This is a genomic window from Streptomyces sp. NPDC015532, assembly GCF_043078065.1.
Lineage (GTDB): Bacteria > Actinomycetota > Actinomycetes > Streptomycetales > Streptomycetaceae > Streptomyces.
In genome coordinates this window covers 1-24,768 of sequence record NZ_JBIBSY010000010.1, presented here as the reverse complement: position 1 = coordinate 24,768, position 24,768 = coordinate 1, and the positions used below count along the sequence as shown (strand labels likewise).

Annotated in this window: 21 protein-coding genes, 1 rRNA gene, 1 pseudogene and 1 riboswitch; of the genes and pseudogenes, 7 read left to right on the top strand and 16 right to left on the bottom strand. The window is 70.0% G+C overall.

The window, feature by feature from the left end; translation table 11 throughout:
* Positions 1–171: 171 nt before the first annotated feature.
* Positions 172–726, bottom strand: a pseudogene (locus tag ACF07B_RS26735) (Clp protease N-terminal domain-containing protein); the annotation flags it as partial.
* 277 nt (positions 727–1,003) lie between these two features.
* Between ACF07B_RS26735 and ACF07B_RS26730 the strand changes: the two are divergent.
* Positions 1,004–1,432, top strand: coding sequence for an SRPBCC family protein (locus ACF07B_RS26730; RefSeq protein WP_326789036.1), 429 nt, complete (start codon positions 1,004–1,006; stop codon positions 1,430–1,432).
* Between the two features lie 108 nt (positions 1,433–1,540).
* On the opposite strand, the gene ACF07B_RS26725 is transcribed toward ACF07B_RS26730, so the two are convergent.
* On the bottom strand, positions 1,541–2,194 hold the full coding sequence (locus tag ACF07B_RS26725) for a PadR family transcriptional regulator (protein ID WP_369484775.1): 654 nt from the start codon (positions 2,192–2,194) through the stop codon (positions 1,541–1,543).
* A 181-nt stretch (positions 2,195–2,375) separates the two neighbouring features.
* On the opposite strand from ACF07B_RS26725, the gene ACF07B_RS26720 reads away from it, so the two are divergent.
* Both ACF07B_RS26720 and ACF07B_RS26715 read left to right on the top strand, forming a co-directional pair.
* Positions 2,376–2,765, top strand: coding sequence for a VOC family protein (locus ACF07B_RS26720; RefSeq protein WP_392180797.1), 390 nt, complete (start codon positions 2,376–2,378; stop codon positions 2,763–2,765).
* A 260-nt stretch (positions 2,766–3,025) separates the two neighbouring features.
* Positions 3,026–3,835, top strand: a complete 810-nt coding sequence (locus ACF07B_RS26715) for a PhzF family phenazine biosynthesis protein (RefSeq protein ID WP_392180796.1) — start codon at positions 3,026–3,028, stop codon at positions 3,833–3,835.
* Between the two features lie 171 nt (positions 3,836–4,006).
* Here the strand turns inward: ACF07B_RS26715 and ACF07B_RS26710 are convergent, their stop codons facing one another.
* On the bottom strand, positions 4,007–4,807 hold the full coding sequence (locus ACF07B_RS26710; protein WP_326789033.1) for a type II CAAX endopeptidase family protein: 801 nt from the start codon (positions 4,805–4,807) through the stop codon (positions 4,007–4,009).
* A gap of 183 nt (positions 4,808–4,990) precedes the next feature.
* Between ACF07B_RS26710 and ACF07B_RS26705 the strand changes: the two genes are divergently transcribed.
* Entirely contained in the window at positions 4,991–6,760 is a 1,770-nt protein-coding gene (locus ACF07B_RS26705; protein ID WP_392180795.1) for a substrate-binding domain-containing protein, read from the top strand.
* 312 nt (positions 6,761–7,072) lie between these two features.
* Here the strand turns inward: ACF07B_RS26705 and ACF07B_RS26700 are convergent, their stop codons facing one another.
* Positions 7,073–8,590 (bottom strand): glutamate--cysteine ligase, encoded by a 1,518-nt coding sequence (locus ACF07B_RS26700; protein WP_392180794.1) that lies wholly within the window; start codon positions 8,588–8,590, stop codon positions 7,073–7,075.
* Between the two features lie 537 nt (positions 8,591–9,127).
* Between ACF07B_RS26700 and ACF07B_RS26695 the strand changes: the two genes are divergently transcribed.
* Both ACF07B_RS26695 and ACF07B_RS26690 read left to right on the top strand, forming a co-directional pair.
* A complete protein-coding gene (locus ACF07B_RS26695; protein WP_392180793.1) occupies positions 9,128–9,712 on the top strand; it encodes a hypothetical protein in 585 nt (194 codons plus the stop codon).
* A 395-nt stretch (positions 9,713–10,107) separates the two neighbouring features.
* Positions 10,108–10,314, top strand: a complete 207-nt coding sequence (locus ACF07B_RS26690) for a DUF5999 family protein (protein ID WP_261704097.1) — start codon at positions 10,108–10,110, stop codon at positions 10,312–10,314.
* Between the two features lie 137 nt (positions 10,315–10,451).
* Here the strand turns inward: ACF07B_RS26690 and gcvP are convergent, their stop codons facing one another.
* Complete coding sequence (gcvP, locus tag ACF07B_RS26685) at positions 10,452–13,337, bottom strand: aminomethyl-transferring glycine dehydrogenase (RefSeq protein ID WP_392180792.1); 2,886 nt, start codon at positions 13,335–13,337, stop codon at positions 10,452–10,454.
* Positions 13,338–13,515: 178 nt separating this feature from the next.
* A riboswitch (glycine riboswitch) is annotated at positions 13,516–13,610 on the bottom strand.
* A 114-nt stretch (positions 13,611–13,724) separates the two neighbouring features.
* On the opposite strand from gcvP, the gene ACF07B_RS26680 reads away from it, so the two are divergent.
* Positions 13,725–14,093: a PRC-barrel domain-containing protein gene (locus ACF07B_RS26680; protein ID WP_369484781.1), complete on the top strand. Its 369-nt coding sequence runs from the start codon at positions 13,725–13,727 to the stop codon at positions 14,091–14,093.
* On the opposite strand, the gene ACF07B_RS26675 is transcribed toward ACF07B_RS26680, so the two are convergent.
* From ACF07B_RS26675 to rrf, 11 genes are all read right to left on the bottom strand, one after another.
* Positions 14,018–15,526, bottom strand: a complete 1,509-nt coding sequence (locus ACF07B_RS26675) for a DNA polymerase IV (protein WP_392180791.1) — start codon at positions 15,524–15,526, stop codon at positions 14,018–14,020. The genes ACF07B_RS26680 and ACF07B_RS26675 overlap by 76 nt on opposite strands.
* Positions 15,527–15,594: 68 nt before the next feature.
* Positions 15,595–16,269: a MerR family transcriptional regulator gene (locus tag ACF07B_RS26670; protein WP_362407815.1), complete on the bottom strand. Its 675-nt coding sequence runs from the start codon at positions 16,267–16,269 to the stop codon at positions 15,595–15,597.
* 218 nt (positions 16,270–16,487) lie between these two features.
* On the bottom strand, positions 16,488–16,961 hold the full coding sequence (locus tag ACF07B_RS26665) for a bifunctional nuclease family protein (protein ID WP_006123076.1): 474 nt from the start codon (positions 16,959–16,961) through the stop codon (positions 16,488–16,490).
* An 86-nt stretch (positions 16,962–17,047) separates the two neighbouring features.
* Positions 17,048–17,839 (bottom strand): MerR family transcriptional regulator, encoded by a 792-nt coding sequence (locus ACF07B_RS26660; protein ID WP_392180790.1) that lies wholly within the window; start codon positions 17,837–17,839, stop codon positions 17,048–17,050.
* 42 nt (positions 17,840–17,881) lie between these two features.
* Positions 17,882–18,838, bottom strand: a complete 957-nt coding sequence (locus ACF07B_RS26655) for an FHA domain-containing protein (RefSeq protein WP_362407808.1) — start codon at positions 18,836–18,838, stop codon at positions 17,882–17,884.
* A gap of 61 nt (positions 18,839–18,899) precedes the next feature.
* Positions 18,900–19,745, bottom strand: coding sequence for a DUF881 domain-containing protein (locus ACF07B_RS26650; RefSeq protein ID WP_369484784.1), 846 nt, complete (start codon positions 19,743–19,745; stop codon positions 18,900–18,902).
* Positions 19,746–19,750: 5 nt separating this feature from the next.
* Positions 19,751–20,083, bottom strand: coding sequence for a small basic family protein (locus tag ACF07B_RS26645; protein WP_003988855.1), 333 nt, complete (start codon positions 20,081–20,083; stop codon positions 19,751–19,753).
* Positions 20,080–20,985, bottom strand: coding sequence for a DUF881 domain-containing protein (locus ACF07B_RS26640; protein ID WP_392180789.1), 906 nt, complete (start codon positions 20,983–20,985; stop codon positions 20,080–20,082). The genes ACF07B_RS26645 and ACF07B_RS26640 overlap by 4 nt, the downstream gene beginning before the upstream one ends.
* A 98-nt stretch (positions 20,986–21,083) precedes the next feature.
* Complete coding sequence (locus ACF07B_RS26635; protein ID WP_362407799.1) at positions 21,084–23,579, bottom strand: mannose-1-phosphate guanyltransferase; 2,496 nt, start codon at positions 23,577–23,579, stop codon at positions 21,084–21,086.
* 116 nt (positions 23,580–23,695) lie between these two features.
* Positions 23,696–24,304, bottom strand: a complete 609-nt coding sequence (locus ACF07B_RS26630; RefSeq protein WP_362407796.1) for a CDP-alcohol phosphatidyltransferase family protein — start codon at positions 24,302–24,304, stop codon at positions 23,696–23,698.
* Positions 24,305–24,489: 185 nt separating this feature from the next.
* A 5S ribosomal RNA gene (rrf, locus tag ACF07B_RS26625) occupies positions 24,490–24,606 on the bottom strand.
* Positions 24,607–24,768 lie beyond the last annotated feature (162 nt).

The following is a 24,768-nucleotide window of genomic DNA, read 5'->3' as shown; positions in this document are numbered from 1 at the left end:
GACGGCCCGGCCCGGTCAGATCTCGCGTCCAGGGTTCAGGCTTCCGGGCGACGCAGCTCCCTCTCGGAAGGGCCGTGGGGTTCCGGACTCTCGCCAGCCGGTGTCTTCCCGGCCGACGCGCTCCTCGCGTCCGCTGCCGCCACGCTCCTCATGGCCACCCTCGACCCGTTCCTCGTGGCCGTTCTCGACGCGCTCAAGCAGCCGCGGGAGGTCGACACCGGCCCGTCCGAGAACCTCGGCGGCACGCGACCGGGGATCGGCGAAAAGCGCCGCGAGCAGGTCGAGACCCCCGGCCCGCACGTCACCGCGCAGCACGGCACGCTCGTACGCCTCCCCCAGGGCATGGGCCGCCACCGGGGACCAGTTGTTGCCTCCGGCCGCCACGGGCCCGGCGCCCGAGTTCTCGACGGCGCTCCGCCAGCGGAGTCCGTATCCGATGCTGCGCTGCACGAGGTAACCGAGGAGCCGGACGAGCTGCGGCCCGCCCTCGAAGACGGCACGTACCTCGGGGTCGCATTCCAGCAGGGAGTGCAGCAGATGAGCCGTGTCGATCTGCCGGTCCCCGTCGCGCAGCGCTCTTCGGCGCGCGCCGGAGACCACCGGGGCCAGCTCCGCGCCGAGTCCGGCCTCGATGCCGACGTGCTTCGGTCCGCTCGCGCCGGCGGACTGCTGGGGAATACGGGGCGGCACAACCTCCACCCCATCAGCCGCGCCACGCCACGTCATCCGCGGCGGGCAGCATCTTCGGGTCCGACACAGGGTGGGCATCCTTGTGCGGACTCTCCTCCTTGCGGATGACTTCGCGCCGATTTCCCCCCGGAGGGCGCGCGCCGCCTTGCCCAAACCCTCCCGGACACCCCCGCCGCCCGCCCCGGTACGGGGCCGAGCATCCCCTCCACAATTCCTGACGGTTCATCAGTATTGAATGTTCCAGGGCCTGGAGCTACGTTCCGCGACACCGTAGCTGCGCCGGGCGCAGCGCCCGACACGAAGAGGTGGTCGCATGGCCGAAGTCAGCGCGGAAGCACGGATCGAGGCGCCCGCCGAGAAGATCTGGTCCCAGCTCACCGACTGGTCCGCCTACGGCGAGTGGAACGCGACGCACACCAACTTCCCGAAGGGCGGCCCGGAAAAGCTCGAGGTGGGCGGCACCTTCGCGGAGAACATGAAGCTCATGGGCTTCCCGGCCGAGGTCACCTGGACCATCGAGGAACTGGAGCCCGGCCGCACCCTGGCCATCCGCGGCAAGGGCCCGATGTCGGTGAACGTGACCACCCGCTACACGCTCACCCCCGACGGCGACGCCACCTCGGTGCGCATCGACGGGGAGTTCACGGGTGCGGCCGTCTCGTTGATGGCCGGCAAGCTCAAGGACTCGGCGACGGCCGCCCTCGACGAGTCGCTGCGCAAACTGGCCGGGCTGGTGGCCTGAGACGCGCGCGTCCGCGCGACGCCCGAAGCGGCGCCCGGCACTCCGTAGACCGACAGGCGCCCCGCGGAAACACTTCCACGGGGCGCCGGCAGGTACCACAACACGCCGTCAGTCCTCGTCGGCGAGGATCAGGTACAGCTTCTTGCGGGCTTCGTTGATGACCGCCAGCGCCTTGTCGCGCTGGCCCTTGCTGCCGGTCTTCCAGACCTGGCCGAAGGCCTCCATGAGACCGAAACCGGCCTGCCGGATCTCGTGCAGCGTCTCCCAGTCGACCCCGCGCCCGGCCTCTTCCCAGGGCGCGTCGGGACCCTCGTCGGCCGCGCTGCGGCCCGACTCGGTGAGCGAGAACAGCTTCTTGCCGCCCTCGGCCTCGCTGATGATCAGGCCTTCGTCCTCCAGCAGCTGAAGGGTCGGGTACACCGAACCCGGGCTGGGCTTCCACGCCCCGCCGCTGCGCTCGGCGATCTCCTGGATCATCTCGTAGCCGTGCATGGACCGGTCCTTGAGCAGGGCGAGGATCGACGCGCGTACGTCGCCGCGCCGCGCCCTCCCCCGCGGTCCGCCCCGGCCGCCGCGCCCGCCCCAGGGGCCCGGCCCGAAGCCGGGTCCGCCGAAGCCGGGGCCTCCGGGACCACCCGGCCCGAAGGGCCCGAAAGCCCCGCGCAGCCCCTCGAAGCCGCCCCGACCCCGATGGCCGGGTCCGCCGTGGTGTCCCTGTCCGTGTCCGTGCTCGTATCCGAAGTCTTCTCCACGGGAACGCATCGCAATCACTCCATTCCATCGTTGATCGGTCGCGATGCGTCAACGATATATCGGTACCACTCGCATGACAACCCCCTTCCCGGAAGGGCGCTTCGCATCGCTGCCTGGAGGCGGGGCCTGACGCGCCCGAGCCGGGCCCTCGCGACCGAGTGGACTTCCGTCGCTTGAGAGGATCGGCCCCATGACGGACTCACCCATGCAGGTCAACGCGCTCATCGTCGATGCGACGGACCCCGAGCGGCTCGCGGCGTTCTGGTCCGAGGTGCTCGGCAGGCCGGTCGTCGGCCGCATGGGTCCGTATGTCTGGCTTCGGCGGGAGAACGGCCTCGGCCTGGGCTTCCAGCGGACCGGCGCACCCAAGGCGGGCAAGAACCGCATGCACTTCGACGTCACCTCACCCGACCCCGCCGCCCAGCAGGAACGGGTGGAGAAGCTCGGCGGACGCAGACTGGAGCAGTACGACGACGGGGGGTTCCTGGTGATGGCGGACCCTGAGGGCAACGAGTTCTGCGTCATCCCCGAGGGCGCGTTCGAGCTCGACGACGAGGGACGCGCGGACTACCTCGCCTGACCCGCCACGGGCCGTACGCCCCCGCGCCGCATACGAAATCCACGGCCGCGCCCGCGTACGTAACCCCGAGGCCACGCCGCGCACGACACCCGGCGCACGACACCTGGTGGCCACGCCGCGTACGACTCCCGTGGCCCGCGCCCGAGACCGGTACCGCCGGAGACGGAAGCTGCACCCGAGTCACCCGCCCGCGCCGCGAGGGGCCAGATCCCGCGGATTGGCCTTGGCCAGTGGCCGGCGGGCGCCGCTAGCTTCGGAGCATGCGGATTCGTATCGTCGACGCCTTCACCGACCGCCCCTTCTCCGGCAACCCGGCAGGGGTCCTCCTCCTCGGCTCCTTCCCCGACGACGCCTGGCTCCAGAGCGTGGCCATGGAGATCAACCACGCGGAGACGGCGTTCACCCACCGTCTCCCGGAGGGCGGCGAGGCCGACTGGGCGCTGCGCTGGTTCACCCCCACCACCGAGGTCGCCCTGTGCGGACACGCGACCCTCGCGACAGCGCACGTCCTGGCCACCACCGGCGCCCACCAGGGCCCTGTGCGCTTCGCCACGCGCAGCGGTGTCCTCATCGCCACCCCGGAAACCGACGGCTCGATCACCCTCGACTTTCCGACCGCGCCCCTCACCCCGGTCGAGACCCCCGAGGGTGTCGCCGGGGCGCTCGGCGCCGAGCCGCTCCGCACCCTCGACACCGGCCCGAACACCGGTGACCTGCTGGTCGAGGTCGCCGACGAGAAGACGGTCCGCGCTCTCGCCCCGGACCACAAGGCGCTCGCCCGCTACTCCGAGCGCGGCATCATCGCGACCGCCCGCGCCGAAGACCCGTCACGGGGCTACGACTTCGTCTCCCGCTGCTTCTTCCCGAACGTCGGCATCGACGAGGACCCGGTCACCGGCAGCGCCCACACGGCCCTGGCCCCCTTCTGGTCGGACCGCCTCGGCCGCCCCGTCCTCACCGGCCTCCAGGCCTCCCCACGCTCCGGCCTGGTCCGCACCGAAGTCCGCGGCGACCGCACGCTGCTCTCGGGCCACGCGGTCACGGTCATCGAGGGCGACCTGCTCGTCTAGCGAGCCCTCGGGAACCGGTACAACGGCCCCCGGGACCCGTGCGACAGGGCCCGCACGCGCGCGACGGCAGACGGGAAGGGGCGTACGAGATGGTCGTACGCCCCTCCCGGAACCGGATCCGCCGCACCCCGTCGGGAACCGGCTCCGCCGCTCAGTGCTCGTGAGCGCGGCTCAAGCCGTCGGGAGCCAGCCCACCTTCCCCGCGAGCAGCGCGTACCCCACGAAGGCACCGATGTCGAGCAGGGAGTGCGCGACCACGAGCGGCCCGACCCGGCCCCAACGCCGGTACAGGTACACGAAGACCACACCCATCACCATGTTGCCGACGAACCCGCCGATGCCCTGGTAGAGGTGGTACGAGCCGCGCAGCACCGCACTCGCCATCAGCGCCGTCCCCGGTGTCCAGCCCAACTGCCCGAGGCGGCGCAGCAGATACCCGACGACGATGACCTCCTCCAGCACGGCGTTCTGCACGGCCGACAGGATCAGCACGGGGAACTTCCACCAGACGTCCGGCAACGCCTCGGGCACCACCGTGAGGTTGGCGCCGAACGCGCGCGCAGCCAGGTAGAAGGCGATTCCCGAGCTGCCGATCACCGCGGCGACCATGGCACCGCGTCCGAGGTCCGGCCAGGGGCGCGTACGGTCGAAGCCGATCACGCGCATGCCCTGGCCCTCGCGCAGCAGCAGGTGCGCGACGAGCGCGACCGGCACCAGCGCGGACGCGATGCCGAAGAGCTGCCAGGCCAGGTCGAGCCAGGGCCGGCCCGGCGCCGCCGAGGCGTTGAGGGTGGCCGCCTGGTCCTTGAGACCTCCGGGTTTCGTCACCGACCCGACGAAACTGATCAGCGCGGACACTCCGCTCGCACCGAGCGACAGCGCCAGGACGAGCAGCGTCTCGTCCCGGAGAATCCGTCGGGTCAGCCTCTCCCCCGGAAAAGAATCGGCCACCGATCCCGCCTCCACCTGCACTCCCGCCTCCAGTTGGGTATTCCCACCGCATCCCCGTCCTCGCCCCGCTAGGGTCTCGAAAGAAGTTACGAAGATCGTGCGCGACAGGCCGTCGGGGGGCGGGCACCGTACGGGGCAACGTCCCCTTTCGCCTGTTCTGCGGCTGTCTCACGGCTCAGGCTCATCTGGGAGGACCTCACCGTCATGGGACGTCACAGCTTGCCCGACGCTCGACGGGCGGGCTCCGCCGACCCCCGGATCCGCGCACGCCGCCGCAATACGGCCCTGGCGACGGCACTCGTCCTCACCGTCGTCGGAGGCACGGCAGCCGCGGTCCGCGGGGGCCTGTTCTCCTTCGGAGGCTCCTGCGGGGACGATGTCATCCACATCGAGGTGGCCGCCTCGCCGGACATCGCGCCGGCGCTCCGGGCCGTCGCGAAGGACGCCCGCGCGAAGAACGTCGCCTCCGACGGCCGCTGTCTCGACGTCGGCGTGAGCGCGCGCGAGTCCTACCAGGTCGCCGCCGCGCTCGGCGCGGGCAAGAAGTCCGACGTGCAGGTGTGGGTGCCGGACTCCGACGCTTGGGTGGAGCGGGTCGCCGACACCGGCTCCGCCACACAGGTCACCAGCCTGGGCAACGTCGCCTCCTCACCCGTCGGCGTCGCCGTCGTCCCGGCGGCCGCCAAGCGGCTGGGCTGGCCCGCGAAGACGTACACCTGGACCGAGCTGGCCGGGGGGACGACACGGGCCGGGAAGCTCGAACTGGGCGCGGTGGATCCCACCCGCAGCTCGACGGGACTGCTCGCGCTGGCGCGGATCAGCGCGGCCACCTCCGGCGTCAAGGACGGTGACGTACGGGCGGCGGCCATGGCCAAGTCGCTCTCGCGGCACACGTCCGACAGCGACACCGACCTCCTGGACACCCTGCCGCACGACGGCTCGGCCACCGGACGGAAGGGCGCCGGCGGCAATCAGGCGCTGATCCTCTCCGAGCAGGCGGCGTTCGCGCACAACAGCGCGGCGGACGGCGGCCAGGACCTCGACCTCTTCTACCCCGAAGACGGCTCGCCGCTGCTCGACTACCCGTACACGCTGGTCGACGAGCCGCGGCTGAGCACCGACGAGGGCCGTGCGGCCCTGCGGTTCATGACCCTGCTCGGAGAGGCGGCACCCCGGCAGTTCCTGCGGACGTTCGGGTTCCGCACGGACGCGGAGAGCCCGTCGGACACCCTCGTCGCCGAGGCCGGCGGAAGGTCCCCGCAGCCGTACACGCGCATCCTGGCCGACTCCGCGTCGAAAGGCGCGGTCCAGGAGGCCCTCGGCATGTGGACGATCACGGTGGAGAGCGCCCGGATCACCACGATCGTCGACGCCTCCTCCTCCATGGGCGTGACGCTGCCGGGCGACGGCCGCTCCCGTATGGATGTCACCAAGGAATCCCTGCTCCAGGCGCTCGCCACCTTCACCGCCGAGGACGAGATCGGGCTGTGGAAGTTCTCCACGAAGCTCGACGGCGACAAGGACTACCGCGTGCTCGTGCCGACCGGGCGGCTCGGGGAGAGCAAGAAGAAGGGCGGCCAACGTGCGAAGCTGACCGCCGCCTTCAAGTCCCTGAAGCCGGTCCCGCACGGAGAGACCGGCCTGTACGACACCACGCTCGCCGCGTACAAGGCGGCCGTCGCCTCCTACGCGAAGGGCCGGTTCAACGCGCTGGTCGTCCTCACGGACGGGGTCAACCGGGACCCCGGCAGCATCTCCCGGTCCGAGCTCGTCTCCGAGCTCCAGAAGCTGGCCGACCCGGAGCACCCGGTACCGCTGATCGCCATCGCGGTGGGCCCCGACAGCGACCGGCGCGAGGTCGACCAGATCGCCAGGGCGACCGGCGGCTCCGGCCAGCGGGTCAACGAGCCCTCACAGATCCACGCGGCGATGCTCAAGGCGATCACAGCGGCCGGCGCCGGCAACCCCGACTGACCGCCCCCACACGAGCGCCCCGGACCCGACCACGTCAACGCGGGCGGCCGGGGCCGACCGAATCCGCGCGAGCGCCCCGGACCCACCACGACCATGCGGGTGCCCGGACTGACCACATCCACGCGGTCGACCCCGACCGACCGCGATCACCTGGATACGCGCAGCACGCGAACGCCCTTCACCGGCCACGACCGCCCGCCCGCGCGGGCCACCGTCCCGTCGCCCACGCCCACGCCGAGCCGTCGGGGACGGGCCTCGACGACAGACCCCGAAGCCCGATGGCCGGCGCCGGGCCCCGCGCACCGTCGCGCGTCACCCCAGCGGAACCGGCTCCGGCAGTCCCACCGGCCAGGTGTGCACGGGCTCCCCGAGATGCATCAGCTCGCCGTAGCGCCGCGTCGTCGCGGCAAGCGCGGCCTCGCGGCCGAGCCCCTTCTCCAGGGCCCGGTGGAAGGTGGCCGCCTGCCAGGTCGCGCCGTTGACGCGCAGCCTGCACCGGTCCTCGATCACGCCCAGATAGAAGTCCCGGTCGGCGGGCTCGACCCCCCAGGCGTCCAGCCCGGCGGCGGCCAGCGGCAGCAGTTCGTCGCGCACCAGGCTCACCGCGTCCACCTGCGCGGTCCCGCCGTAGCGGCCACGCCGCGGCCACTCCAGGCGCGCGTCGATGCCGTGCCGGCAGGCCTCGTCGAAGTTGGCGGCGGCCGCCTCGAAGGACAGCCGGGTCCACACCGGACGCTGCTCCTCGGCGAGCGCGCGGACCAGACCGTAGTAGAAGGCCGCGTTGGCGAGGACGTCGGTGACGGTCGGTCCCGCGGGCAGCACCCGGTTCTCGACCCGCAGATGCGGGACGCCGTCGGCGATGCCGTACACAGGCCGGTTCCAGCGGTACACCGTGCCGTTGTGCAGCACCAGTTCGGCGAGCCTGGGCACGCCCCCGGCATCGAGGACACCGAGCGGGTCCTCGTCGTCGCAGATGGGCAGCAGCGGCGGGAAGAACCGCAGGTTCTCCTCGAACAGCTCGTACGCCGAAGTGACCCACCGTTCGCCGAACCAGGTGCGGGGCCGGACTCCCTGTGCCTGGAGCTCCGGCGGCCGGGTGTCGGTGGACTGCTGGAAGAGCGGGGGCCTCGACTCCCGCCACAGCTCACGCCCGAACAGGAAGGGAGAGTTGGCGCCGATCGCGACCTGTGGGGCCGCGACCGCCTGCGCCGCGTTCCACACGTCCGCGAACCGGCCCGGCGTGACCTGGAGGTGCAACTGCACGGAGGTGCAGGCGGCTTCGGGGGCGATGGACGCCGACCGGCAGACCAGACGCTCCACCCCGTCGATGTCGAGTTCGAAATCCTCACCGCGCGCGGCCACGATCTGATCGTTGAGCAGCGTGTACCGGTCGACGTCCGACAGGTTGGAGGACACCAGATCGTCCTGCCCGAGCGTCGGCAGAATACCGATCATGACGATTCCGGCGTCGACCTCACTGGCTTTCCGGTGGGCGTAGGCGAGCGAGGTGCGGATCTCCTCGGCGAGCCGGTCGAATACCCGGCCACCCAATCGGTGTGGGGCTATGTTGACTTCCAGGTTGAACATGGCGAGTTCTGTCTGGAAGTCGCGGCTCGCAATCCTTTCGAGTACTTGCCCGTTCATCATTCTGGGCATGCCGTCGGGACCTGCGAGATTCAATTCGATCTCCAGGCCCATCAGGTTCTTCGGGCGGTCGAACCGCTTCTCCTCCAGCAGTCGCTCCAGCCCCGCCAGACACTGTCGGAGCTTGTCGCGATGGCGCTGCCGATCGGACAGGCCGAACGTCCCTGCCACGACCTTCTCCCCCATCGAAGTGTCCCTCCTTGGATGGGCAGGCCGTCATCCGGCCCTGGCGTCCCGGGTCACGGGGGATGATGCCCAGGCAACACGATCCATAACGTCCCGCGCGCGCTCTTCGGCCGCTAGTCTGGACATCGGCCCCGGGCACATTCACGAGGCATGGGGCATTCAGCAAGTTTGCCGCCCGAAACGATCTCGTAAAAAACGCCGACGAGAATCGGCCGACCGCTCGGGCGAAGTATTCCGAGGTCACCGCGATTCGATCGCACAGAACCGGGATGAATCCCGCATTTCACCGACCGGATATCGACTTGTTCTTCGAATTCGGGGCGACTAGACGAAACAACGCCTGAACACGCGTCGTATAAACTCCGCTACCGAGGCAGAGAGTTGGCGCTCGCGGTCCTTGGTCCTGTCGTCACGGTGACGGCGGCAGGCGACACCCTGTCGGCAGATCCAGACCCCTCGCCCTCTGACCCGAGAGCTGACAGCGCCGTCCGCCCCCGCCCTCGCGCCACTGTGCCTGTCGAATGAGAGGCGACCCACATGCCGCTGCACGTACCCCCGGCTCCCGCGCCCGCCCTGCGCACCGTACTCACGGCACTCGGTTCCCCCACCGCTGTCCGCGAAGCCCGCACCCCGTCCCTGCGCCTGGCACAGGGACCTGTCACCCCCGAACTCCCGCTGCCCGTCCACGTCCTGGATCGCATCACTCCCGCGGGCGCCTCCGCCACCCGGCTCGCCGGGTGGCGTTTCCTGATCCGCTCCGGCGACCGTGCGGTGGCCGCGGCCGACACCATGCTGACTCCGGACGGCTGGGCCTTCTCGCGCTTCTTCGAGGGCCCTTACGTCACCGCCACCGAGCTCGCCCTGCGGCAGGCCGAGACCATGCAACAGCCCTACCAAGCACGCCTGTTGTCCGTGCCGGAGCTGTACATGCTCACGCTCTGGCTGCACGGCGACTGCACAGCGGACGGCGCCACCGGCCATCCGGCCGCCACCGACCTCCTGGTCCCGCTCGCACCCGCCCCGCCCGGCATCGCCGCGCACCGGCCCTACCTCGTCACCGAACTGCTGCCGGTCCTCACCCACCGGGTCACCCCGGCACCGCTCCTCAGCTCGCCCGCCTGAGTCTCCGCCGCCTCGCGTCCGTGCCCCGCAGCCGTACCCCACACGGGTAAACCTGCAGCGGGGCACGGCGCTGTCACGAACCCCGAGAGCACCTCGCTCGTTAGGGCCGAAGACCGCTCGTACGAGGGGAAACGCGCTGAACGCCCGACCGGACTAGCCCGATCCGGCCCCCTCGAACCACCCGAAAGGACAGCGCGGTTGGGGTGAACCCTCCGCACGGGTGACGCGTCATAAACCTGTGAGAAGCGGTGCCCCCAAATCCCTGCGGATTGGCGCCCGTGGGGCAACACTGGGGTCAGGTCACACATCAACGGGGGGCGGCCATGAGTACCTCAAGCCGCAAGACAGACACCACAGCCAACACTCACGTCTCGACCCAGCGAAAGATCCCATCCATGTGCCAGCACCAGCCACCGTGTCCGTCAGCCGAATCAGCCGACCGGGAGTCCGCCCGCCTCGCGGCGCACCACCCGGAGCAGGGATGGAGCCTGCTGTGCAACGGCGTTCTGCTCTTCGAGGACACCGGTGAGCTCCTGCCGGACGGCCAGATCATCGCCCCGCACCGCCCGCTGGGCGGCGCGCCGGTGATGACGGCCGCCTGAGGCCGCACGACCCCGGGCGGCCGCGCCAGGCCGCCCAGACACACAAGGGGCCGGCCCGGAGACGCACTCTCCGAACCGGCCCCGACGCATGTCCGAGGATGGTCACTCCTCGTAGGCGTCCACGTGCCGAGCGCTGATCAGTCCTCGTAGGCGTCCAGCGGCGGGCAGGAGCAGACGAGGTTCCGGTCGCCGTACGCCTGGTCGATGCGGCGCACCGGCGGCCAGTACTTGTCGGCGGCCGAGACACCGGCCGGGAAGACGGCCACCTCGCGGCTGTAGGGGTGCTCCCAGTCGCCGCCGAGCGCGGCGGCCGTGTGCGGCGCCCCGCGCAGCGGGTTGTCGTCCACGGACCACTCGCCGCCGCCGACCTTCTCGATCTCCGCGCGGATCGCGATCATCGCGTCGCAGAACCGGTCGATCTCGCCCAGGTCCTCGGACTCGGTCGGTTCGATCATCAGCGTGCCGGCCACCGGGAACGACATCGTCGGCGCGTGGAAGCCGTAGTCGATCAGGCGCTTGGCGATGTCGTCGACGCTCACGCCGGTCGCCTTGGTGAGCGGACGCAGGTCGATGATGCACTCGTGCGCGACCAGGCCACCGGGGCCGGTGTAGAGCACCGGGTAGTGCGGCTCCAGGCGCTTGGCGATGTAGTTGGCGGAGAGCACGGCCACCTGCGTGGCGCGCTTGAGGCCCTCGCCGCCCATCAGCCGGACGTAGGACCAGGAGATGGGCAGGATGCCCGCGGAACCCCAGGGAGCGGCCGAGATCGGGCCGACACCGGTCTCGGGACCGGCCTCGGGCTGGAGCGGGTGGTTCGGCAGGTACGGCGCCAGGTGCGCGCGCACACCGACCGGGCCGACGCCGGGGCCGCCGCCGCCGTGCGGGATGCAGAAGGTCTTGTGCAGGTTCAGGTGCGAGACGTCGCCGCCGAAGTGACCCGGCTTGGCGAGACCCACCAGGGCGTTGAGGTTGGCGCCGTCGACGTAGACCTGGCCGCCGGCCTCGTGCACCTGGGCGCAGATGTCGGCGACGTGCTCCTCGAACACACCGTGCGTCGAGGGGTACGTGATCATCAGGACCGACAGCTCGTCGCGGTACTGCTCGATCTTGGCGCGCAGGTCCGCGACGTCGATCTCGCCGTCGTCCGCGGTCTTCACGACGACGACCTTCATACCGGCCATCACGGCGCTGGCGGCGTTGGTGCCGTGCGCGGAGGACGGGATGAGGCAGACGGTGCGCTGGTCGTCGCCGTTGGCACGGTGGTAGCCGCGGACGGCCAGCAGACCGGCCAGCTCGCCCTGCGAACCGGCGTTGGGCTGGAGCGACACCTTGTCGTAGCCGGTGACCTCGGCGAGCTGGTCCTCCAGCTCGTGGATGAGCGTCAGGTAGCCGCGCGCCTGCTCGGCGGGCACGAAGGGGTGCAGCTGCCCGAACTCGGGCCAGGTGACCGGCTCCATCTCGGTGGTCGCGTTGAGCTTCATGGTGCAGGAGCCCAGCGGGATCATGCCGCGGTCGAGCGCGTAGTCGCGGTCGGAGAGCCTGCGCAGGTAGCGCAGCATCGCCGTCTCGGAGCGGTGCTCGTGGAACACGGGGTGCGTCAGGTACGCGTCGGTCCGCTGCAGCGCGGCCGGCAGGGTGTCCTCGGTGCTCGCGTCCAGCGCCTCGACGTCGCCCTCGGCGCCGAACGCGGTCCACACGGCGGCGAGCTGCTCGCGCGTGGTCGTCTCGTCGCACGAGATCGACACCTGGTCGGCGTCGACGAGGTGGAGGTTGACGCCGTGGTCGCGCGCGGCGGCCACGATCGCGGCGGCGCGGCCCGGGACCCGCACGGTGAGCGTGTCGAAGTACGCGCCGTGCACGACCTCGGCGCCGCCGGCGGTGAGACCCGCGGCCAGGACGGTGGCGTAGCGGTGGGTACGCCGTGCGATGGTCCGCAGGCCCTCGGGGCCGTGGTAGACGGCGTACATGCCGGCCATCACGGCGAGCAGCACCTGAGCGGTACAGATGTTGCTGGTCGCCTTCTCACGGCGGATGTGCTGCTCACGCGTCTGGAGGGCGAGGCGGTACGCCTTGTGCCCGTCGGCGTCCACGGACACACCGACCAGCCGGCCGGGGAGGCTGCGCGCGAACTTCTCGCGCACCGCCATGTAACCGGCGTGCGGGCCCCCGAAGCCCATCGGCACACCGAAGCGCTGCGTCGTACCGACCGCGATGTCCGCGTCGAGCTCGCCGGGCGAGGTCAGCAGGGTCAGGGCGAGCAGATCGGCGGCGACGGTGACGACCGCGCCCAGCTCGTGCGCCTGCTGGATGATCGGCTTGATGTCGCGTACGGCACCGGAGGCGCCCGGGTACTGGATCAGCACGCCGTTGATCTCGCGTCCGGCGAGGTCGGCCGGGATGCCGTCGGCGAGGTCGGCGACGACGATCTCGACACCGGTCGGCTCGGCACGTGTCTCTATGACGGCGATGGTCTGCGGCAGCGCGTCCGCGTCGACCAGGAAGAGGCCCTTCTTGTTCTTGCCCATGCGGCGGGACAGCGCCATGGCCTCGGCGGCGGCGGTGCCCTCGTCGAGGAGGGAGGCGCCGGAGGTCGGCAGACCGGTCAGCTCGGCGACGACGGTCTGGAAGTTCAGCAGCGCCTCGAGGCGGCCCTGCGAGATCTCCGGCTGGTACGGCGTGTACGCGGTGTACCAGGCCGGGTTCTCCATGACGTTGCGCAGGATCACCGGCGGCGTGAACGTGCCGTAGTAACCGAGGCCGATCATCGAACCGAGCACCTGGTTGCGGTCCGCGAGGGAGCGGAGCTCGGCCAGGACCTCGGCCTCGGTGCGCGCGGCCGGCAGCTTCAGGGCCTCGACGTTCTTGATCACGTCCGGCACCGCGGCGGCCGTCAGCTCGTCGAGCGAGCCGTATCCGACCTGCGCGAGCATCTTGGCCCGGGCTTCGGAGTCGGGGCCGATGTGGCGCTGCTCGAAGGGGATTCCCTGTTCGAGCTCGGAGAGCGGAATGCGAGGGGCGGTCATGGCGGAGGCCTCCTGGTCTGACGCGACCTTCGAGGGGCACCCCGGCACGGGCACCCCGACGGCCTCCCCCTCTGTCATCTCAACCTGAGAGTTTCACCGGATGGTCCCGTGGACGACCCGGCTTTCACCGTCGGTGAGAGCGGATGCCATAAGCACTCGCTCTGCTTTCCAGAGTGACCTCGTCCGTGCGGTACGTGAGCCTGAGAGATTCCGGGGAGGAGTTGCTCCTTCGGCGCCTCCGCGAAATCCGGAGGACTCTCCCGCACGGGATCAGCAGCCGCTTGCCAGCCTACCAGCGAGGACAAGACGGCAGCCTTCGAGTGGCCACCTTCACAAATGTGCTCTTTCGTAGTACCTACGGATGAGTTTGCGACCAATGGAGGGACCGTGCAGACCGACATCGATCCGCGCAACCTGATCGGCCGCAAGGCGTTCGACAGCAACGGCACCAAGATCGGCACGATCGACGAGGTCTACCTCGACGACGCGACCGGTGTCCCGGAATGGGCGGCCATACGCACCGGGCTGTTCAGCAGGGACGCCTTCGTGCCCCTGGAGCCCAGCGAGATCGTCGAGGGGACCCTGCGCATCCCGTTCGAGCGGGCCCTGATCAAGGACGCCCCCGACTTCGGCGTCGGGCGCCACCTCTCCCCGGAACAGGAGCTCCAGCTCTACCACCACTACGGCCTCGACGTGGCGTCCCCTCCGCCCCCGGACCGGGACTTCGGCCGGCTCGCGGGCTCGGAGGACACCTGATCCCCAGGGCCTGAGCCGTGCGTCCCGACCGCTGACACCGACGGCCCGGCGCCGGCCGGCTGCCCGCCGGCGTCCTCGGGTCTTCGCTCCACCAGGGGCAGCGGGTCGGCCGGCTCCAGCTGCGGATCGTCCGTCCGGAAGGTCCGCACCCGGCCGGGCCCGGAGTACGGCGTCTCGAAGCGCACCGTGACCCGCCCCAGCCCGCTCCCCTGCACCCAGCCGTGCCCGAACTCGCCATGCCGCACGTCGTGCCCGGAAGGCCACCGCCGCTCCGCCGGGGCCGTCTCCCCGTCCGAGGCGGCCGCCTCGGACGGTTCGTCCGCGGCATGCTCCTCGGCCGCCGGCTCCCCAGCGGCCGCGGCCTGCGCCTGAGCGAACAGGTCCTCCTGCGTGTAGTCCGCGAGCCCGGTGACGCCGACCCCCAGCAGACGGACGCCACCGGTCGTGTCCACGCCCTCCAGGAGCCGGGCGGCGGCCTCCCGGACGACTCCGGGGTCGTCCGTGGGCCCCCGCAGCGTCTCGGACCGGGTCAGCGTCGAGAAGTCGTACCGGCGCACCTTCAGCACGATGGTCCGGCCCGACAGCGCGGCCCGGCGCAGCCGCCGCACACACCGGTCCGCGAGCCGCTGCACCTCCAGCTCCACCCTGACCCGCTCGTGGATGTCCACGTCGTACGTGTCCTCGACCGAGACCGACTTGGTCTCCCGCTCGGCCACCACGGGCCGCTCGTCGTGGGCCAGCGCCATCGCGAACAGGGCGTGCCCGTGGGCCTTGCCCAGCAGCCGTACGAGCTCGTCCTCGCCCGCCTCGGCGAGCTCCTCGACGGTGGTGATGCCCGCCCGGCGCAGATGGTCGCCGGTCGCCGGCCCCACGCCCGGCAGCGTCCGCACCGGCAGCGGTCCCAGCAGCGCGCGCTCGGTGCCCGGCTCGATCAGGACGAGACCGTCCGGCTTGGCCTGCTCCGAGGCGATCTTCGCCAGCATCTTGGAGGCGGCGAGCCCCACCGACCCCGTGAGCCCCGTGACGGCCCGGATGTCCGCGCGCAGCTTGGCCCCGGTCAGCCGCGCCGACGCCTCGTCCCACGCCGTCCCGCCCGCCTCCAGGTCCACGAACGCCTCGTCCAGGCTCAGCGGCTCCACCAGCGGCGACAGGGCCCGCAGCAGCCCCATCACCTGCTCGCTGACCTCTCGGTACAGCCCGAAGCGCGGCACGAGATAGGCGGCGTTCGGCGCGCGCCTGCGGGCCTGGGCCATGGGCATCGCGGAGTTCACCCCGAAGACGCGCGCCTCGTACGAGGCGGTGGCGACGACGCCACGGGGCCCGAGCCCGCCCACCACGACGGCCTTCCCGCGCAGGCTCGGCTTGGACGCCTGCTCCGCCGAGGCGAAGAAGGCATCCATGTCGAGATGCAGGATCGTGGGCGTGGTTCTCACATCTCCGATGCTGCCCTACGCCACTGACAATGCCCCGGCACTCCGGGGCATCGCGTCATCGGAGCGGCTCACACCGCGCGGTTGCGTCTGCGCGCCAGTTCGTCGGCGGGATGGTGCGCGAGAAGTGTCTCGCCGGTGTCCACGCGCTCTCCGTGCAACTGGGACAGGGCGCCCTCGACGTCCCGCCACACCACTCCCACGGCGATACCGAAGATGCCCTGGCCGCCCTGGAGCAGGGCGTGGACCTCGTCCGGGGAGGTGCACTCGTAGACCGTCGCGCCATCGCTCATGAGCGTCATGCGCTCCAGGTCCTGGAAGCCGCGCTCCCTCAGGTGCTGGACCGTGGTGCGGATGTTCTGCAACGACACCCCCGTGTCGAGGAACCGCTTGACGATCTTCAGCACCACCACGTCCCGGAAACTGTAGAGACGCTGCGTCCCCGACCCGTAGGCGGGACGCACGCTGGGCTCGACCAGTCCGGTCCGCGCCCAGTAGTCGAGCTGCCGGTAGGTGATGCCCGCGGCGGCACACGCCGTGGGCCCCCGGTAACCGACCTCCTCGGGAACAGTCCCTCCCTCATCGGGCACTGCCGCCGGCCGCACCGGAAGGTGGTCGGCCGCACTGCCATGCTGGGGGCGCCCCCCGCTCGAGCCGAGCCGAGAGCTTGGGGGAGGGTACGGGCCGCTCTCTCCCGGACCGTGTCCGGGAGCACCCCCAGCCGTACCGTCGCCGCTGCTTCTCACGCCGACCTCCGTCCTTGACCTGCCTTCTCGACGGTAGGCAGTCACCAGGGGCGCGTCAACGATCGCCACACTCGGCACGCCGAGTGATAATCACCCTAAGAGTGGTTTCCCGTGCCCTACCGCGGGGAAAGGCTAGCCGAATGCTCTCGGCACGGGCCGCGGCACACCACACGCGCCGCGGGCAAATGCCACCCGGAGAGGCCGTCCGCCCGGCCGGCTCACTGACTGTTGGTGCCGAAGTCCTCGGGCGAGATCTGGTCGAGGAACTCGCGGAACTTCTCCACCTCGTCCTCCTGCTCGTCCGGGATCGCGATGCCCGCGTCGTCGAGCACCCCGTCGCTGCCGTAGATGGGCGTCCCGGTGCGCAGGGCCAGCGCTATGGCGTCCGACGGCCTGGCACTCACCTCGACCCCGCTGGCGAAGACGAGCTCGGCGTAGAAGACGCCCTCGCGCAGGTCGGTGATCCGTACTTCGGTGAGCTCCTGGCCGACGGCCTCCAGCACGTCCTTGAACAGGTCGTGGGTCAGCGGTCGTGCGGGGGCCATGCCCTGCTGAGCGAAGGCGATCGCCGTCGCCTCCCCCGGTCCGATCCAGATGGGGAGGTAGCGGTCGCCTCCCACTTCACGCAGAAGCACGATCGGTTGGTTGGAGGGCATTTCGACCCGGACACCTACGACATCGAGCTCGTTCACACAGCAACCCTAGGCCGTGCCCGGGACGTTTGGGTAGTCGGGCACAGAACGGGTGGACGATCCACGGTCCGCGCCGGTGGCACGGATCAGCGCAGACGCACACCAAGCGCGGTCTGCACGAGCGCCGCGTGCAGCTTCACCGTGAGGCCCGCGAGTTCCTTCGTACGCGCCTCGGCGTGGGCCCGCGTCTGCGGATTGCGATGGAGCCGCAGGGGGGCGACCACCTGGTCCACCAGACCCGCGTCCCGTTCCGCCGCGGCCTTCATCGCCCTCAGATGGCGCGGCTCGATCCCGAAGCGGCCCAGCTCGACGACGAGCGCGGCGACGGTCACCGCCTCCGCGTCGTAGACACCGTCGGGCAACGGACCGATCAGTCCGTACGACTCCCACTCCTGGAGCTGCTGCTCACCGATCTCGGCGGCGGCCAGCAGCTCCTCACGGCCCACCCGGGCCACCGTGGGCCCCTCGGGCTCCCCGTAGAGCTCTCCGGGGTGCTCTCCCTCCCCCGCGCCGCGCTGGCGGCCCACGGAGGGCAGGCGCACCTGCTCGCCGCGCGCCAGGGCGTCCAGATGCTCGCGGATCACCTTCAGCGGGAGGTAGTGGTCACGCTGCATCCTCAGGACGTGGCCGAGACGCTCGACATCGTCCGCGCTGAACTTGCGATACCCCGAAGGGGTCCGCCGCGGCTCGACCAGCCCCTCCGACTCCAAAAACCTGATCTTGGAGATGGTGACTTCGGGGAACTCGTCGCGCAGCAGGCTCAGCACCGCGCCGATGCTCATCAGCCCACTGTCCGCGGCGGCGGTACCGCTGCCGGCACCGCCGGCGGTGCCGGCGGCGGTACCGCTGCCGGCACCGCCGCTCGGTGTTTGAAGCATGGACATTCCCTCGGTGTCCCCCCGGACGGAGTTGGGGGAGGGTCAGATGCCCCGCTGGCTCGCGTAGAACACCAGCCGGTACTTGCCGATCTGCACCTCGTCACCGTTCGACAGAGGCACCTGGTCGATCCGCTCCCGGTTGACGTACGTGCCGTTCAGGCTGCCGACGTCGGCGACCGTGAACGAGCCGTCCGCGACGCGACGGAACTCCACGTGCCGACGCGACACCGTCACGTCGTCGAGGAAGATGTCGCTCTGCGGATGACGCCCGGCCGTGGTCAGCTCACCGTCCAGCAGGAAGCGGCTGCCCGAGTTGGGGCCACGGCGCACCACCAGGAGCGCCGAACCGACCGGCAGCGCGTCGACGGCCGCCTGCGCCTCCGGGGAGAGCATCGGCGACGGCGTCTGGCCCGTCACCTCGGCGTCGTAGGCCTCGATGCCGGAGATGGAGATCGTGGAGGTCGTCTCCGACGGACGCTCCGGTCCACCCCGCAGCGGCGCACCGCAGTTGGAACAGAACCGGCTGTTCTCCGCGTTGCGGTTCCCGCACCTCGTACACACCTGGGCCGACATGGACGGATCCTCCTGCCGCGGCTGCCCACCAGGGGCATGGGACGCATACGGGTCGGAGGCGAACCCTCCACCCGCGCTCGAGGCTGACGGTTCCCCGAAACCTATGCGGCCGGGCTGGCCAGGGTCAACAGACGACGCGCCCTGACCACCGGGACCGGTGACCTGGTCCCGGAACAGCGGGCGGTCGCCGCTCTGGGCCTCCGCGTCTCCCTGGCGCGGTGCGCGATGACGGGCGGACGCGTTGTCGCCGCTGTCCTCTCGCGAGCTCTTGCCGAACAACTTCGCAAACAACTTCACGGGCGATTCCCCTTGACCGAAACAGACCCGCCCGTGGGGCAGGACGAACCCTGATTGAACACACCGGTCGACCCGGACATCCTCACAACGTCCGTATCCACCAGACAGTTTCCACCACGCACCACCCATTCGGTGCGCCGACCCCCCGCAACCTCCTGCCCTCGCCCGACGGCCCTCATCCGACCGCCGTTCACCGGGAGGACGACCGAGCGTAGTCAGGCCGCTCCGCCGGTCGCAAGGCATCTACGATGATCTTCGTGGAGCGGTCCACCGTGACGGTGGCCTGCTCCTTCTCCAGTGTCTGCACCACGCCTCCCGGAATGTTCAGCGCCGGCTCCAGGTCCTGCGGCTTGCCGATGACCTTGAAACGATACGGCTGGGTGATCTTGTTCCCGTCGACCTTCACTCCGCTCCCGGAGTCGGACAGGTAGGTACCGGCGACCACGCGCACGCCGTTCACCTGGATCGCCTCCGCACCGGCGGCGCGCAGCTCCTGGACGGCGTCGAGCAGCATGTCCGCCTTGACCGTCCCCTTCGCGTCGTCGATGGTCAACGTGATGCCGGGCCCCTGAGCGGCCACGGTGCCCGCCAGAATGCCGAGTTGTTTCTCCTTCTCGACCGTCTGCTTGCGGGCCTCCTCGGCCTGGTCCGAGCTGTTCTCCAGCTCGGTGCGCTGGTCCTCGAGACCCTGCTTCTCGTCCTCAAGACGCTGAGTGCGGCTGTCGAGTTCATCGAGAATGCGCACGAGATCCTCCTGGCGCGCGCCGCGCAGCGCGCTGTCACCGTCGCTGTTGGACGCCACCTGGACGGCCAGGCCGAAGCCAAGACCGAACAGCAGCACCGCGACGATGAGTTGGGCACGCGACACCCGCGGCGGCCACAGCCCCTTGACCAGCCTCTGACGGCCGGACAGCGACGGCACGCCACTCTCCTCGGCCGCCTGAGGCTCGGGCTCCTCCACGGCCGGGGGGACCTCTTCCGGCAGCTCCCTGCGCAGCGGGTTCTCGGGGGTCTCGGCTTCGTTCTCGTTGCTCATCGGCCTCACGCCCGGAACACGTGCCGGCGGATGGCCGCGGCGTTGGAGAAGATCCGGATGCCGAGGACGACCACGACACCCGTGGACAGCTGGGCGCCCACGCCCAACTTGTCACCCAGGAAGACGATCAGCGCGGCGACGACCACGTTCGACAGGAACGAGACCACGAAGACCTTGTCGTCGAAGATGCCGTCGAGCATCGCGCGCAGACCGCCGAACACGGCGTCGAGCGCCGCCACGACGGCGATCGGAAGGTAAGGCTCGACGACCGCCGGAACCTCGGGCCGGACCAACAGTCCAGCCACGACTCCCACGACGAGGCCCAGTACGGCGATCACGGTGTGCCCTTCTCTGTTCTCGGCTCTGCTGTACGTACGATCACACTCGGTGCGGCGGACAACCGGACGTCCCCCTCGACGGAGATGCCGGTCCTGATGCCGTAGTTCTCCTGCAGGGCATGCAGATACAGCCCGTCGGCGCTGTTCTGGAACCTGGTGCTGAGCCGCTGGCCGTCCCCCACCGCGAGCACCGTGTACGGCGGCACCAGCGGCTTGTTGTCGACCAGTATCGCGTCACCCGCGGCCCGGATGGCCGACAGAGCGGTCAGCCGCTGTCCGTTGACGGAGACGGCCTCGGCGCCCGACTCCCACAGCCCGTTGACCACGCGCTGCATGTCACGGTCCCGGACCCGTCCGGTGTCGGAGAATCCCGAGGTCTCCCGCGGGTTGGTGCCGTCACCGCCCTTACTGGCTTCCTTGGCGTCGTTGACGACGAGCTTCACACCCGGACCGTGCACGTCGGTGGCGCCGGACAGGACGCTCACCAGATCGGCCTGCTCACCGCCGTCCTTCTTCAGCGCCGCGCGCTGGCGGGCGCTCACATCGGCGCGCAGGGTGTCGACGCCGCTCTCCAGCTTGTCCGCGGCCGTCGTCTCGCGCTCGACGCGGTCGATCAGCTCCTGGCGCTCCTTGGCCACGACAGGGGCCGCGAGCCGGGCGTTCGCCGCCCCGACGGTGACCACGAGCGCGGCGAGCACCAGACCCGCCGCCAGAGCCAGCTTGGCCCGGACCGTCTTCGGCAGGCCACCGGCACCCTCGGCCTCCTTGCGGGCCGCCGCCTCGGCATACCCCTCGTCGAGGCTGTGGTCCATGACGTTGGTGAGCAGCGACATGGAGGCGTCCGGGCGCGAGGGGCGCGGAGCGCTGCTCCGAACGGGGGGCTGCTGCGGCATGCCGCACATCGTCGCACGTCGCGGGTGCTACCTCCGAATGGCCCCACCAACGTGCCGGACAGGCCCCCTTGGGGGCACTTGTCCGACACGTACGGGTGAAGATCGTTTCAGCGGCCTGCGCTGTCCACGACGGCCGCCCACTCGTCGAGCAGAGCCTCCGCGGAGGTGTCGTCCGGCCCCTCCGCCCACAGATGGGTGACAGCCTCGGCCGGGTCCGGCAGCACCATCACCCAGCGTCCGTCCGTCTCCACGACACGGACACCGTCCGTCGTGTCCACGAAGCGGTCTCCCGCCTCCTCCACGACCCGGCGCATCACCAGCCCCTTCACGGCCCACGGAGTCGCGAGATCCCGCTTGAGAACATGCGCCCGCGGAATCCGGGCGTCGATCTGGCTGAGCGTGAGCTGTGTCCGCGCCACCAGACCGATGAGCCGTACGAAGGCGGCCGCACCGTCGAAGACGCCGCTGAACTCGGGAATGATGAACCCGCCGCGCGCGTCGCCGCCGAAGATCGTCGACTCCTCGCGGCCGACCCGGGTCAGGTCGTCCGGCGACGTGGTCGTCCACTCCACCTGCGTGCCGTGGTACGCCGCCACCTGTTCGGCGATCCGTGTGGTCGTCACGGGCAGCGCCACCCGCCCGCTGCGCCGCTCTGCGGCCACCAGGTCGAGCATCACGAGCAGGGCCCGGTCGTCCTCGACGATCCGCCCCTTCTCGTCGACGAGCGAGAGCCGCTCGCCCACCGGGTCGAAGCGCACACCGAACGCGGCCCGCGCGGAGGCGACGATCTCGCCCAGCCGCACCAGGCCGGCCCGACGCGTCTCCACCGTCTCGGTCGGCCTGGACTCGTCAAGACCGGGATTGATCACCAGAGAGTCCACACCGAGCTTGCCCAGCAGGCTGGGCAGCACCAGTCCGGCACTGCCGTTGGAGGCGTCGACGACCACTTTCAGCCCGGAATCCGCGATCCCGGTGGTGTCGACGTTGCGCAGCAGGGATCCCGTGTACGAGTCGAAGACACTCGCGGGGAAGTGCAGGTCCCCGATCTCGCCGGGGAAGGCGCGCCGGTACTCCTGTCGCGCGAACACCCGGTCCAGCTTCCGCTGACCACCCTGCGACAGGTCGGCACCCTGCCCGTCGAAGAACATGATGTCGACGGAGTCGGGCACTCCTGGCGTCGTCCGGATCATGATTCCGCCGGCACTGCCCCGGGCCGTCTGCTGCCGGGCCACGGGCAGGGGTACGTTCTCCAGGTCGCGTACGTCCATGGCGCTGGCCTGCAACGCGGAGATCACCGCCCGTTTCAGCGCACGAGCACCTCGGGAGTGGTCGCGGGCCGTGGTGACGGTGGAACCCTTCTTGAGGGTCGTCGCGTAGGCACCCGCCAGACGCACGGCCAGCTCCGGGGTGATCTCGACGTTCAGGATCCCGGAGACGCCACGAGCGCCGAAAAGGTGGGCCTGGCCCCGCGACTCCCAGATCACCGAGGTGTTGACGAAGGCGCCGGCCTCGATGGTCTTGAACGGGTAGACGCGGACGTTGCCCTGAATGATCGATTCTTCACCGACGAGGCACTCGTCGCCGATCACGGCGCCGTCCTCGATGCGGGCGGCCCGCATGATGTCGGTGTTCTTCCCGACCACACAGCCGCGCAGATTGCTGTGCTGCCCGATGTACACGTTGTCGTGCACGACGGCCCGGTGCAGGAACGCGCCGCTCTTGACGACGACGTTGGAGCCGACGACGGTGTGCTCGCGGATCTCGGCGTTGGCCTCGACCTTGGCGTAGTCACCGATGTAGAGCGGCCCGCGCAGCACGGCGTCGGGGTGCACCTCCGCGCCCTCGGCCACCCAGACGCCCGGGGAGATCTCGAACCCGTCGAGTTCGACGTCGACCTTGCCCTCCAGGACGTCGGCCTGGGCCTTCACATAGCTCTCGTGGGTTCCGACGTCCTCCCAGTAGCCCTCGGCGATATAGCCGTAGACGGGCTTGCCTTCCTTCATCAGCTGGGGGAAGACGTCGCCGGACCAGTCGACGGAGACATCGGCCTCGACGTAGTCGAAGACCTCGGGCTCCATGACGTAGATGCCCGTGTTCACGGTGTCCGAGAAGACCTGGCCCCAGGTCGGCTTCTCCAGGAAGCGTTCGACCTTGCCTTCCTCGTCCACGATGGTGATGCCGAATTCCAGCGGATTGGGAACGCGCGTCAGACAGACGGTGACGAGGGCGCCCTTTTCCTTGTGGAAGGCGATGAGTTCGGTGAGATCGAAGTCGGTAAGGGCGTCACCGGAGATGACGAGGAAGGCGTCGTCTTTCAACGCCTCCTCGGCGTTCTTGACGCTGCCGGCAGTACCGAGTGGCTTCTCCTCATTGGCATAGGTGAGCTCCATGCCGAGCTCTTCGCCGTCACCGAAGTAGTTCTTGACCATGGAGGCCAGGAACTGGACAGTGACGACTGTTTCGTTGAGCCCATGCCTTTTGAGCAGCCTGAGCACGTGCTCCATGATCGGGCGGTTCGCCACGGGCAGGAGCGGCTTGGGCATGCTCGAGGTCATCGGGCGAAGGCGTGTGCCTTCGCCTCCGGCCATCACGACGGCCTTCATGTCGGAAGCGTCCTCCTTGAAGAGACGACGGTACAGCCGACTTCACCCGTCCTGATTGTCCCGCAGATTTCGAGCGGGGGCCATCGGGGCACCAGAGCCGCCCAATCGGGCCGAGCTCAATCGGCCATGGTGTCCGCTCGGATCAACCGGCGGACCTGTACCACGTAGAGGACTCCTGCCCACCAATAGAGGGTTGTACCCCATCCGGCGAACGCCCATCCGAAAATAGCGCCGACTGTCGCGATCCAGCCGCTCGCGTCGCTGAGCAGCAGCAACGGGAACGCGTACATCAGGTTGAAGGTGGCCGCCTTCCCGAGGAAGTTCACCTGCGGTGGCGGATAGCCGTGGCGCCGGAGGATCCACACCATCACCAGCAGAACCAGCTCGCGGGCGAGAAGGGCCGCCGTGAGCCAGATCGGGAGAATCTCGCGCCAGGTGAGTCCGACAAGGGTCGACAGAATGTAGAGCCGGTCGGCCGCGGGATCCAGCAGTCGGCCGAGGCTGCTGATCTGGTTCCAGCGCCGGGCGAGCTTGCCGTCCAGATAGTCGCTGATACCGCTCAGCATGAGGACGAGCAGGGCCCAACCGTCACTGTTGGGACCACCGAACTCCGGCCTGAGGATCAACCACAGGAAGAGGGGCACGCCGGCGAGGCGCGCCATGCTGAGGATGTTCGGGATGGTGAGGACCCGGTTCGTCTGAACGCGGGTCTCCTGGACCTCCACCCGGGGGCCTCCTGTGGGAAACGAGCCAACGATGCCCCCTGACCTTACCCGCAGCCGCGGCGCCCCAGCGCAGAGGGGGAGGCACGAGCGGGGGCGTCATCGGGGAACACTGCTGAAAAGGCTGCTGGAAAACAAAAAAGCTCCGGCTCTCGGGAAGATTCCCGAGAGCCGGAGCTCTAATTTTAGTTCGGCGGCGTCCTACTCTCCCACAGGGTCCCCCCTGCAGTACCATCGGCGCTGTGAGGCTTAGCTTCCGGGTTCGGAATGTAACCGGGCGTTTCCCTCACGCTATGACCACCGAAACACTATGAAACTGTCAACCAGCCACGCTCTGTGACAAACGTGGGGTTGTTCGTGGTTTCAGAACCAACACAGTGGACGCGAGCAACTGAGGACAAGCCCTCGGCCTATTAGTACCAGTCACCTCCACCCGTTGCCGGGCTTCCAGATCTGGCCTATCAACC

What these genes read in the sequence shown, in the direction of transcription:
- ACF07B_RS26730 (WP_326789036.1), top strand. Translation starts at nt 1,004, where the DNA reads ATGGCCGAAGTCAGCGCGGAAGCACGGATCGAGGCGCCCGCCGAGAAG.
- ACF07B_RS26725 (WP_369484775.1), bottom strand. Translation starts at nt 2,194, where the DNA reads ATGCGTTCCCGTGGAGAAGACTTCGGATACGAGCACGGACACGGACAG.
- ACF07B_RS26720 (WP_392180797.1), top strand. Translation starts at nt 2,376, where the DNA reads ATGACGGACTCACCCATGCAGGTCAACGCGCTCATCGTCGATGCGACG.
- ACF07B_RS26715 (WP_392180796.1), top strand. Translation starts at nt 3,026, where the DNA reads ATGCGGATTCGTATCGTCGACGCCTTCACCGACCGCCCCTTCTCCGGC.
- ACF07B_RS26705 (WP_392180795.1), top strand. Translation starts at nt 4,991, where the DNA reads ATGGGACGTCACAGCTTGCCCGACGCTCGACGGGCGGGCTCCGCCGAC.
- ACF07B_RS26700 (WP_392180794.1), bottom strand. Translation starts at nt 8,590, where the DNA reads ATGGGGGAGAAGGTCGTGGCAGGGACGTTCGGCCTGTCCGATCGGCAG.
- ACF07B_RS26695 (WP_392180793.1), top strand. Translation starts at nt 9,128, where the DNA reads ATGCCGCTGCACGTACCCCCGGCTCCCGCGCCCGCCCTGCGCACCGTA.
- ACF07B_RS26690 (WP_261704097.1), top strand. Translation starts at nt 10,108, where the DNA reads ATGTGCCAGCACCAGCCACCGTGTCCGTCAGCCGAATCAGCCGACCGG.
- gcvP (WP_392180792.1), bottom strand. Translation starts at nt 13,337, where the DNA reads ATGACCGCCCCTCGCATTCCGCTCTCCGAGCTCGAACAGGGAATCCCC.
- ACF07B_RS26660 (WP_392180790.1), bottom strand. Translation starts at nt 17,839, where the DNA reads ATGCTTCAAACACCGAGCGGCGGTGCCGGCAGCGGTACCGCCGCCGGC.
- ACF07B_RS26655 (WP_362407808.1), bottom strand. Translation starts at nt 18,838, where the DNA reads ATGGGTGGTGCGTGGTGGAAACTGTCTGGTGGATACGGACGTTGTGAG.
- ACF07B_RS26650 (WP_369484784.1), bottom strand. Translation starts at nt 19,745, where the DNA reads ATGAGCAACGAGAACGAAGCCGAGACCCCCGAGAACCCGCTGCGCAGG.
- ACF07B_RS26640 (WP_392180789.1), bottom strand. Translation starts at nt 20,985, where the DNA reads ATGTGCGGCATGCCGCAGCAGCCCCCCGTTCGGAGCAGCGCTCCGCGC.
- ACF07B_RS26635 (WP_362407799.1), bottom strand. Translation starts at nt 23,579, where the DNA reads ATGAAGGCCGTCGTGATGGCCGGAGGCGAAGGCACACGCCTTCGCCCG.